This window comes from Mycobacterium sp. (assembly GCF_032162105.1).
Classification (GTDB): domain Bacteria; phylum Actinomycetota; class Actinomycetes; order Mycobacteriales; family Mycobacteriaceae; genus Mycobacterium.
This window is the reverse complement of the sequence record NZ_JAVRPS010000715.1, coordinates 1-9,302: the sequence shown is the minus strand read 5'-3', so window position 1 is coordinate 9,302 and position 9,302 is coordinate 1. Positions and strand designations below refer to the sequence as shown.

The window sequence follows — 9,302 nt, the reverse complement described above, 5'->3', positions numbered from 1 at the left end:
GGGCGGTGCGCCCAGCACCGCCGTCAGGTAGATCGGCAGCAGCGGATAGAGCAGTTCACTGGCGGTGTCCTGCAGGAACGACACCGCCGAGAGCACGCGGACATTGCGGGTGAGCCAGGGCGCGCGCACCTGACCCATCATGCCGCAGGCTCGACATCGCAGAATTAGAACGTGTTCTAGTATCGAGTTCATGCGGTTCACCTATGCGGAGTCAATGACCGACCCGGCGTACTACATCCCTTTGGCGAAGGCGGCCGACGAGGCCGGCTATCACGCGATGACGATTGCCGACAGCATCGCGTACCCGTTCGAGTCGGACTCGAAGTACCCGTACACCGCCGACGGCAACCGCGAGTTCCTGGACGGCAAGGCCATGATCGAGACGTTCGCGCTGATCGGGGCACTCTCCGCGGTGACCACGAAGCTGCACTTCAACATCTTCGTGCTCAAGCTGCCGATCCGGCCGCCCGCGCTGGTTGCCAAGCAGGCCGGCTCGCTGGCCGCCATGTTCGACAACCGGCTCGGCCTCGGCGTCGGCACCAGTCCCTGGCCCGAGGACTACGAGATCATGGGTGTGCCGTTCGCCAAGCGCGGCAAGCGGATGGACGAGTGCATCGACATCATCAAGGGCCTCACCACCGGCGACTACTTCGAGTACCACGGCGAGTTCTATGACATCCCCAAGATCAAGATGACACCGGCGCCGACCAAACCCGTGCCGATCCTCATCGGCGGACACGCCGACGCCGCGCTGCGGCGTGCCGCGCGCAACGACGGCTGGATGCACGGCGGCGGGGATCTCGGTGATCCCGAGGCGCTCGACCGACTCATCAACCGACTCAAGAAATTTCGGGAAGAAGAGGGTCGGACGGGCCCCGTCGAGATCCACGTGATGTCGCTCGACGCGTACACGCCGGACGGTATCAAGCGCCTCGAGGACAAGGGCGTCACCGACGTCATGGTCGGTTTCCGGATCCCCTACATCGTCGGGCCGGACACCCAACCGCTGGACAGCAAGATCCGCAAGCTCGAGCGGTTCGCGGAGAATGTCATCGCGAAGGTGTAGCTTTTCGCGCGCCGAAAGTACGGTTGTTGCACGCAAACCGCGAGTGGCCCTGCAAACAACCGTACGCTCGGCGAGGTCGTCAGTCGGGAAAACCGCTCTGCCGCAAAGCTAGACCAGCGCGTCGACGGCGCGCGGGCCGAGCACCTGGTCGAGCACCATGACGGCGCTGCCGACGGTGGCCGATCGGTCTCCGTGCGCGGCCGGCACGACGACGAGTGTGCGGGTCGCCTGGGCAGTGGCGTTGCCGTACAACGTCTCCCGTAGTCCGGCGACGAAGATCTCGTAGGCACCCGCCAGGTCGCCTGCCACGACCAGGACGGCGGGGTTGAGCAGGTTCACCGCGGCCGCGACGACCTCGCCGACGTGCCTGCCGCTGTCGCGGATCATGCGGCGCGCCTCCGCGTCACCGCCATTGGCGAGCTCGACGACGTCGCGCATGTGCCGGACTGCATGCCCCTGCCGTTGCAGCGCGTGCACCACGGCCCAGCCTCCCGCGATGGCTTCGAGGCAACCCGTGTCACCACACCGGCACGGAAGGCCTTGCGCGGCAGCGATCTTGTTGTGCCCGAACTCCCCCGCCGCCTGGGTGGCGCCACGTTGCAACACCCCGCCGGCGATGATGCCCGCACCCAACCCGGTCGACGCCTTCAGCACCAGCACGTCGTCGTAACGCTGACGGTCGCCGCCCCGCTCGGCCAGCGCGACCGCATTGGCATCGTTGTCCAGCACCACTGGTACACCCGAAAGGCGCTTCAGTTCAAGGAAGTACGGACGAAGGTCGACGCCGTCCCAGCCGCGCAGGATCGGTGAGTCCCGGCTGCACCCACGCTCGCGGTCCACGGTTCCCGGCAGACTGAGCCCCACGCCGTAGATGGGAACGTCGCGGTGATCGTCGAGCAGCAGGTCGAGCCGCTTCACCACGTCGGGCATCAGGTCGTCGGGTCCAAGGGCGACCTCTTGATCGATGTCGCCCGTGGACAACACCTCCCCTGCCAGGTTGCACACCGCCAGTCGAGTGCGGCTGATGCCCACCGCGGCCGTCAACACCACGCCCGCGTCGGCATTGAAGGAGAGCAGTGTCGCCGGACGGCCGCCGGTCGACGGCGCCTGCTCCCGCTCGATGACGAGCCCAGAGGCGACCAGCGCCGAGATGCGCGCGGCGACCGCGGTGCGCGACAGGCCGGTGAGCTGGGCGATCTCCGTGCGCGTGGTGTCACGGCGATCCCTGATCAGGGCGAAGACGTCACCCGCGGTGGCCATCCTTCGATTGAACACGCAAAACGTAAGCAATGCCACTTTTACCACTGAAAGACGAAAGTCAATTTGAAGGAAGGCATAAGTAGGCCTAGTCTTGTCCGAGTGACCCGCTCCCTGGAACGGCCTTCCCGCCCGCAGTCCGTCGTCGCCCCCGACCCCACCATCCGGTGGCTGGCGGTCCTGGCGCTCGCGATCGGCGGCTTCGGGATCGGCACCACCGAGTTCGTCGCCATGGGCCTGCTGCCCGATATCGCAGCCAGCCTCGGCGTCAGTGAACCGACCGCCGGACACGTCATCTCCGCCTACGCGCTGGGCGTGGTGATCGGGGCGCCGCTCATTGCGTCACTGACCGCACGCGTGCCGCGCAAGACCCTGCTGCTCGGCCTGATGACGCTCTTCACGCTGGGCAACCTCGCGAGCGTGGTGGCGCCGACCTACGGCACGCTGATGGCCGCCCGGTTCGTCGCAGGCGTGCCGCATGGGGCGTTCTTCGGCATCGCCGCACTGGTCGCCGCCCACCTGATGGGGCCGCAGAACCGGGCCAAGGCCGTCGCGCACGTGCTGACCGGTCTGACGGTCGCGACCGTTCTCGGCGTGCCGGTGGCGTCGTGGCTGGGCCAGCACTTCGGCTGGCGCAGCGCATTCGGGCTCGTCGTCGTGGTCGGTCTCGTCACGTTGACGGCCATCTGGTTCTGGTTGCCGAACATGCGCTCGATGCACGTGACGAGTCCGCTGACCGAACTCGGCGCCCTCAAGCGGGTGCAGGTGTGGCTGGCGCTGTTGGTCGGCATGGTCGGCTTCGGCGGCATGTTCGCCGTGTACACCTACATCAGCACCACGCTGACCGACGTCGCCGGCCTGCCGCGGGCGCTGATCCCGGTGGCGCTCATGGTCTTCGGCCTCGGCATGGTGGTCGGCAACCTGGTCGGAGGCCGGATGGCCGACGTCTCGGTGCTCCGTGGTCTGTACGTCTCGATCTCCGCGCTGGGCGTCGTGCTGGCGCTGTTCGTGCTCGCCTCGCACAACCCGTGGACAGCCATGGCCGGACTCTTCCTGATCGGCGCGGCGGGTTCGGCGATCGGTCCCGCGCTGCAGACGCGACTGATGGACGTCGCGCACGACGCCCAGACTCTCGCCGCGGCGCTGAACCACTCCGCGCTCAACGTCGCCAACGCGGCAGGCGCCTTGATCGGCGGCATGGTGATCGCCGCGGGCTACGGCTACACCGCGCCCGCCGCCGCAGGAGCGCTGCTCGCCGTCGCCGGCCTCGTGGTGCTGACGTTCTCGGTACTACTGCAGCGCCGCACCGGCCGCCCCTAGGCACTCGTCGACGCGATGTCAACGCTCTCATAGCAATTGCAAATCTTTGTATTCGACATGAGTGGCGGGCCAAAGCGAGAAGCGATCCTACATTGGAATGTGTACGCACATCAACCAATTGAAGGGTCGGGACATGAAATACTTTGTGGCTGTTGGAATTACCGCGGGCATTTTGGCATCTTCGGTCGGTTTCGCCGTTGCCGCGGCCGCGGCACCCGCCGGGCCGTCGCAGGTCGACCAAACCGTCCAAAAACTTCAAGCCGATGGCTACAACGTCACGATCAACCGGACCGGCGACAAGCCGCTGTCCGAGTGCACGGTCCGCTCCATCCGCCCCGGCCAGACCTTCTCAACGCAGGACTCCAGGGGCGGCGGCTCGATCAACACCACGGTCACCTCGAAGACGGTCTACCTGGACGTGGCGTGCTGAGCAGCTAGTTGAACCGTCGCCAGACGCACCCTGAACGTCGTCGTTCCGTTGCCGGATTCTGCCTCGATGGTTCCGTGGTGAGCCTCGACGATCGACGCGGTGATGGACAGCCCCAACCCGAAACTCCCGGACTGCCGGGACCGCGATTCATCTGCTCGGACGAACCGTTCGAACAAGTGCGGCAACAGTTCCCGATCGATTCCCGGACCGTCGTCGGTGACGGTCAGTTCCACGTAACCCGTTCCGTCGTCGGCCCTGCCTATGGCGGTTCCCGTCGTCACGGTCGTGCCGGCCGGGGTGTGCATGCGCGCGTTGGACAGCAGATTGGCGAGCATCTGATGAAGCCTCATCCGATCGCCTGCGACCCACACCGGACCGTCTGGCACCTTGGTCAGCCAGCGCTGGCCCGGTGCCGAAACCGCGGCGTCGTTCACCGCGTCGATGACGACGTCCGTGAGGTCCACGTCGGTGGCGTCCAGATCCTCGCCCTCGTCGAGCCGCGCGAGCAGCAGCAGGTCGGCGACCAACGAACTCATCCGGTGCGCTTCGGCTTCGATGCGGGCGAGCGAGTACTCGGTAGTGTCCGGCAGAACCGAACTGTCCTGACGGGTCAGCTCCGCGTAGCCGTGGATGGCGGCCAGTGGGGTGCGCAGTTCGTGGCTGGCGTCGGTGATGAACCGGCGCATCCGACGGTCCGACGCCGCGACGTCGGCCAGCGCACTTTCGACGTGATCGAGCAATCGGTTCAGGGTGTCGCCGACGAGGCCGACCTCGGTGCGCGGATCGGTGTCCCGCTCCGGCACTCGCGGCGTGATCTCGTGGTTGTCGCGGTTCAGCGGCAACGTCGCGACTTCCGCCGCGGTCGCGGCGACCCGGCCCAGGGGGCGCAGCGCGAACCGGACGATGGCGATCGTGCACAGGGCGGTGATGAGCAGCGCGAGGGCGGTCATGCCCGCGACGATCGCGGTCTCCCGGGTAACGGCTTGCCAGGCCTGTTTCCACGATGCCCCCGTGACCAGGATCTCGTCCCCGTCGCCCGGACGGCTCACCATTCGGTAGTAGCCAAGTCCGGGCAGTTCGATGGTGCGGGGTTCTGCGCCTGTCCACGTCAGGTCGGCGATCCGCTGGACGGCGCCGGGCGGTGCGGGCCGCGCATCCCCGTCCACGAAGAATGCTGAGTCGACGACTCTTCCGTTCTGAATCAACGCGATTACGTTTCCCGGCGCCTGTCCGATGAGATAGGCCAGCGGCTTCATCGTGCCTGAGGCTGGCAGGGCGCCCGACGGCCCGGGAGTTATCCGGTACTTCGTCACCGCATGGCTGAAACCGTCGGCGGACCCGGAAAGTTGTGCGTCGGTGATCCCGAGGACGGATGCCCGCAGGGTCAGCACGGACAACGTCCCGACGGTCAGCAACACGATCATCACGACGGCGGTCATCCCGACCACCAACTGGCGGGTCAGCGTCCAGCTTCGCCATACGCGTGTGAGGCGAGTCATTCCGCCGGCCGCAGCATGTAGCCGACGCCTCGAACCGTGTGGATCATCGGGTCGCGTCCGGCGTCGACCTTCTTCCGCAGGTATGAGACGTACAGGTCGACGATGCTCGACCGTCCGCCGAAGTCGTAATTCCACACCTTTTGCAGAACCTCGTTGCGGGTCAACGCGCGCCGGGGATTGCGCATCAGGAATCGAAGCAGCTCGAACTCGGTCGAGGTCAGCGAGATCGGCACGCTGCCGCGGGTGACCTCACGGCTGAGGCTGTCGAGTTCGAGGTCGCCGACGGTCAATGCCTCGTCGTCGGCCGGTGTCAGATAGGCCGACCGGCGGAGCAGGCCGCGCAGCCTGGCCACCAGCTCCTCGAGGGAGAACGGCTTGGTCATGTAGTCGTCACCGCCCGCGGTCAAACCGGTGACCCTGTCCATCACCGAGTCGCGCGCGGTCAGGAACAGCGTGGGTGTGTAGGTGTCCGAATCCCGGATCTGCTGCAACACTCCGAGCCCGTCCATGTCGGGCAGCATGATGTCGAGGACCAGGATGTCCGGCATGTTCGCGCGGTACTTGTCGACGGCCTCGCGGGCGTCATGCGCGACGTCGATGTCCCAGCCCTCGTACTGCAACGCCATCCGAACGAGGTTCGTGAGCGCGCGCTCGTCGTCGACGAGAAGCACCCGGATCGGGGATCCGTCGGCGCGGTACATGCGGGGCAGTTGGCCGAGAATGGCGCGACGGGGTCCCGCGCGATCGTCCCTGACCGGCAACGAGGTCATTTGACCATTGTCGCTGTCAGCCAGCCCGCCGTCACGTCCCTCATAGACTTTTCATATGTGTGCCCCGCGGGCAGAAGACCGTGTTGGACGCCCAACGCGCAGTTTGCGGGGAATCTCGAGACGAACTGGCACGGTCGCCGCACGCGGGGCCGAATCGAGCACCCAACGGCTTTAACGATCGGGGTGCTATGAGCGATTTCGACACGAGGGCTGTGATTTCGGGTACGCGGCGCCCAGGCACGACCCTGACGTAGAAAACGGCCGTAGCACCGCAGCGCCATGGTCCGTGCGAAACCGGGTCTGGCGTTACCCCCAGGCGTCCTACTGCGACGGGGTCATCAGCGTGTTGCTCGGCAGGGAAACGTCGAGCACTTTGCGCGCGGTCTCGGCCCCAGCGATGGGCAGGCCGTCGGGATCGAGTATACCGAGTTGAACGAGCACGCTGGCTTGGTCCCAGTAGATGTGCTCGTGCACGAGTTTGTCTTCCTGAAATTGCACGATGGCAACTGTCGGAATCTCCACGGCGCGTCCGGTGGGCTCAATGCCGGGCAGCATCCAGTCCATCCGGGTGGTGTGCGTGAAGCGGAGGATGAACTCGTCGACAAGGGAACTCTCCCCGACCGTGCGGCTGACGGGGAGGAGTTCGAAGTCGGGAGGGTTCACCCCGATGAAATGGTGCGCGTAAAAATGCCGCAAGTTCTCGAAGCCGACGCCGCCGGTCATGGTGGGGATGTGGTTGACATATGGTTCCCCCACCATGGTGGACATGGTGGCGTCCACGTCCCGCGTTTCAAACTCGTACCGACAGTGCGCCTCCCACAACGCGGCAAGATCGTAAGCGGCCATCGTCAGCACCTTCCCTCCTGAAGTTCCCAGCCTACGGTCAACCAGCACTTACTCCCACACGACTGGCGGGTCGCGATGCCCCGATCATGAACATCAACGTCACGAACAACACCAGCGCCGCAGCCGCTATCATCGCCGTCGCCTGCCCCGTCTCCTGATCGGAACTGTCAAAACGTCAGTCACTTTCGCTCATGCTGTTGCTCAGCGATTTCTCGCTCTGGCACTTCCTCCTGGCCCGGCTGGGCGAGAACGGTCGGCGAGGCGTGCTCGGTCCTGAGCACTGCTGGACGCAACTGCTCTGGCATCGCGCGCAAGACCGCGGCGAAAATGAGGACGATGGCAATCGCGCTGCCGACGATGATGGCGCCCGGTGCCGCCGGGAAGATGTTCTCGAGGAGCATGTACGCACCGAAGAGAAGGAACAGCGCGGCTGCGGTGATCTGGATGAGCCGCTCGGGAAGGTGCTTGCCCGCGACTGCCCCGACCACGATGGCGAGTCCGTCTGCGACCACCATGCCGAGTGTGGAGCCAATCCACACTCCCAACCAATCGTTGTCCGCAGCAAGGGTAATCGTCGCGAGCATCGTCTTATCACCGAGCTCGGCAAGCACGAACGCGGAAGTGACCACGAAGAACGCGGGTGCAGCGGCTCGCTCGGCACGGGACGCCTCCTCATCAGAGAGCGAGTCACCGCGCAGAGTCCACAACCCGAAGAAGATGAAGGCCGCACCAGCGATGAGGCCGAGCAGGTGCGTCGGCAGAGCTGCGCCGAGGTAGTGGCCGATGGCGACCGAAAGGACGTGCACCGCGGTGGTGGCGGCGGCGATGGCGGCCAACACTACCCACCAGCGGTAACGCAGCGCGAACATCATCGCCACCAGTTGGGTTTTGTCGCCCATCTCGGCGACGAATATGACGGCGAAGCTCAGAAGCAATGCGGCGAGCACCCACAACTCCTCGGTCGGTGGCTACCAGCCGCGAGGATCAAGAAATGCCTCCGGCCAACAACCGACATGGTCAGTACGGCCGAAGGTCTCGCCCACCGGCAAACTCCACCGGTCCGAGCAACCGGGCCGCGCAGCAGTTTGCCAACGCGGCCAGTATGTCGATTGCACGATTGGGGGCTACTCCCCTTCGCTGCCTTGACACTACCCACCATGACCGCGGCCGCGCAACCCGCAGGGATCGGAATCCCGTTCCCTGCAACATGTTTGGGTGTCAGTCGAATAGTTTCAGGGTACCCAAAGAATCGTCATCGCCGCGGCGACTCCTCTGCAGAGGCAAACCACACCGGAGAGTTCGGAAACGTCTGGTTGGAAAGGGGATGATGACAAGGGGCAGTTCTGAGACGACGATGACGATCAACTTGCGCGAGGAGAATGCCTACACGCTGGGAGCGCAGCCAGGCTGTGGGCTACCTTCCGACGAAGCGCGGTATGTCACCGGCGCTGAACTCAAAGTAGATGCGGAATAAGGCCCGCTGAGCAGCCGTAAACATCAAAGCCACTGTTCAACAACGACCGGACGCGGCGCACCGGAGCCACTCGCTCGTAGGAATGTTGCATCAGATACATCATTGATGCGTCGCGCCTCCGACAGCGGAGGGCTTCACCTGCGCGCCGCGTGCCATACGACGAATTCGCAGAGCGCGCAGGGTATCTGACGTCGCCATCATTCCCACACAACTGGCGGAGATGCAATATTCGAATTGTGCAGTATTTGTTCGCGCAGGTTAAATGCCCTTCATTGACTCCACCGGACACGACAACGGCACCCACCGCGAAATCATCGCTCGTCGACCTGGCCACGTGGTCCACATTGATGTCAAGAAGGTCGGGCGAATTCCTGACGGCGGCCGCTGGGCGTGAAGCGTTGTGCCGGAGCGGCATCACCAAGTGGGTCCTCGGCTGGGAACGCAACGGCTGGAAGACCGCCGCGAAGCAGCCGGTGAAGAACGTCGACCTCTGGCAGCGGCTCCAGTTGGCCCGTGCGCGGCACCAGGTCGAGTGGTTCTGGGTGAAGGGACACTCGGGTGTCGCCGACAACGAGCTGGCCGACGTGCTCGCGACCAGGGGCATGCAGGAAGCGATCGACGCGTCCGCCGTGCGACGTCG

General features: G+C 65.2%; 8 protein-coding genes and 2 pseudogenes. 5 read left to right on the top strand and 5 right to left on the bottom strand.

What is annotated here, in order from left to right; translation table 11 throughout:
• The first annotated feature begins 190 nt into the window (after positions 1 to 190).
• A complete protein-coding gene (locus QOC69_RS36280; protein WP_526447705.1) occupies positions 191 to 1,066 on the top strand; it encodes an LLM class flavin-dependent oxidoreductase in 876 nt (291 codons plus the stop codon).
• Positions 1,067 to 1,174: 108 nt separating this feature from the next.
• Here QOC69_RS36280 and QOC69_RS36275 read toward each other — a convergent pair whose 3' ends face one another.
• Positions 1,175 to 2,326: an ROK family protein gene (locus QOC69_RS36275; protein ID WP_526447703.1), complete on the bottom strand. Its 1,152-nt coding sequence runs from the start codon at positions 2,324 to 2,326 to the stop codon at positions 1,175 to 1,177.
• A 99-nt stretch (positions 2,327 to 2,425) separates the two neighbouring features.
• Between QOC69_RS36275 and QOC69_RS36270 the strand changes: the two genes are divergently transcribed.
• Together QOC69_RS36270 and QOC69_RS36265 are read left to right on the top strand one after the other, a co-directional pair.
• Positions 2,426 to 3,643 (top strand): MFS transporter, encoded by a 1,218-nt coding sequence (locus QOC69_RS36270; protein ID WP_526447701.1) that lies wholly within the window; start codon positions 2,426 to 2,428, stop codon positions 3,641 to 3,643.
• Between the two features lie 133 nt (positions 3,644 to 3,776).
• Complete coding sequence (locus tag QOC69_RS36265) at positions 3,777 to 4,073, top strand: hypothetical protein (RefSeq protein WP_526447699.1); 297 nt, start codon at positions 3,777 to 3,779, stop codon at positions 4,071 to 4,073.
• Here QOC69_RS36265 and QOC69_RS36260 read toward each other — a convergent pair.
• The 4 genes from QOC69_RS36260 to QOC69_RS36245 all read right to left on the bottom strand — a co-directional run bounded on the left by QOC69_RS36260 (position 4,052) and on the right by QOC69_RS36245 (position 8,135).
• Complete coding sequence (locus tag QOC69_RS36260; RefSeq protein WP_526447697.1) at positions 4,052 to 5,572, bottom strand: sensor histidine kinase; 1,521 nt, start codon at positions 5,570 to 5,572, stop codon at positions 4,052 to 4,054. The genes QOC69_RS36265 and QOC69_RS36260 overlap by 22 nt on opposite strands.
• The gene (locus QOC69_RS36255; RefSeq protein WP_526447695.1) at positions 5,569 to 6,342 is read right to left on the bottom strand and encodes a response regulator transcription factor; all 774 of its coding nucleotides are present in this window, start codon (positions 6,340 to 6,342) and stop codon (positions 5,569 to 5,571) included. The genes QOC69_RS36260 and QOC69_RS36255 overlap by 4 nt, the downstream gene beginning before the upstream one ends.
• Before the next feature lie 321 nt (positions 6,343 to 6,663).
• Entirely contained in the window at positions 6,664 to 7,188 is a 525-nt protein-coding gene (locus QOC69_RS36250) for an ester cyclase (RefSeq protein ID WP_526447693.1), read from the bottom strand.
• 179 nt (positions 7,189 to 7,367) lie between these two features.
• On the bottom strand, positions 7,368 to 8,135 hold the full coding sequence (locus QOC69_RS36245; RefSeq protein WP_526447691.1) for a TMEM165/GDT1 family protein: 768 nt from the start codon (positions 8,133 to 8,135) through the stop codon (positions 7,368 to 7,370).
• 798 nt (positions 8,136 to 8,933) lie between these two features.
• On the opposite strand from QOC69_RS36245, the pseudogene QOC69_RS36240 reads away from it, so the two are divergent.
• Positions 8,934 to 9,050: pseudogene (locus tag QOC69_RS36240) on the top strand (IS481 family transposase); the annotation flags it as partial.
• A gap of 16 nt (positions 9,051 to 9,066) precedes the next feature.
• Positions 9,067 to 9,302: pseudogene (locus QOC69_RS36235) on the top strand (RNase H family protein); the annotation flags it as partial.

What these genes read in the sequence shown, in the direction of transcription:
- QOC69_RS36280 (WP_526447705.1), top strand. Translation starts at nt 191, where the DNA reads ATGCGGTTCACCTATGCGGAGTCAATGACCGACCCGGCGTACTACATC.
- QOC69_RS36275 (WP_526447703.1), bottom strand. Translation starts at nt 2,326, where the DNA reads ATGGCCACCGCGGGTGACGTCTTCGCCCTGATCAGGGATCGCCGTGAC.
- QOC69_RS36265 (WP_526447699.1), top strand. Translation starts at nt 3,777, where the DNA reads ATGAAATACTTTGTGGCTGTTGGAATTACCGCGGGCATTTTGGCATCT.
- QOC69_RS36260 (WP_526447697.1), bottom strand. Translation starts at nt 5,572, where the DNA reads ATGACTCGCCTCACACGCGTATGGCGAAGCTGGACGCTGACCCGCCAG.
- QOC69_RS36255 (WP_526447695.1), bottom strand. Translation starts at nt 6,342, where the DNA reads ATGACCTCGTTGCCGGTCAGGGACGATCGCGCGGGACCCCGTCGCGCC.
- QOC69_RS36250 (WP_526447693.1), bottom strand. Translation starts at nt 7,188, where the DNA reads ATGGCCGCTTACGATCTTGCCGCGTTGTGGGAGGCGCACTGTCGGTAC.